This window comes from Anaerobacillus sp. 1_MG-2023, assembly GCF_030547345.1.
GTDB lineage: Bacteria > Bacillota > Bacilli > Bacillales > Guptibacillaceae > Guptibacillus > Guptibacillus hwajinpoensis_B.
In genome coordinates, this window is the sequence record NZ_JAUORD010000077.1 from 1 (window position 1) to 309 (window position 309).

General features: G+C 38.5%; 1 protein-coding gene. It reads right to left on the bottom strand.

All coding sequences use genetic code 11. The features are described from left to right. On the bottom strand, positions 1-246 hold a 246-nt coding region (locus Q4550_RS23340; RefSeq protein WP_303536583.1), incomplete at its 3' end, for a helix-turn-helix domain-containing protein. Positions 247-309: the final 63 nt, after the last annotated feature.

Sequence of the window (309 nt, forward strand, 5' to 3'; positions counted from 1 at the left end):
GAGAAGCCAATCATGAATTTGTGCAGCACTCAGATGAGGGTACTCTTCTAACCAAGCAAGTATCCAGTCTTTGTAGCTGTCTAACTTCTTGTTCCTTCCGAGTGGCTGTTCAGTGTAAGCTCTTGCTTCATCAAAGCTCATCGCCAAATACTTATAGACAGTTGGTCTTGAGATCTTAAGCTCCTTAGCAATTTGTGCTATTTTTAACTTCCGCTTATGTAATTCCTGAATCTTAACATATAACACTAATTTCTCCTCCAACACCCTAACCTCCAGTAAATAACCTTACAGACTATTTTACTAAAGTAT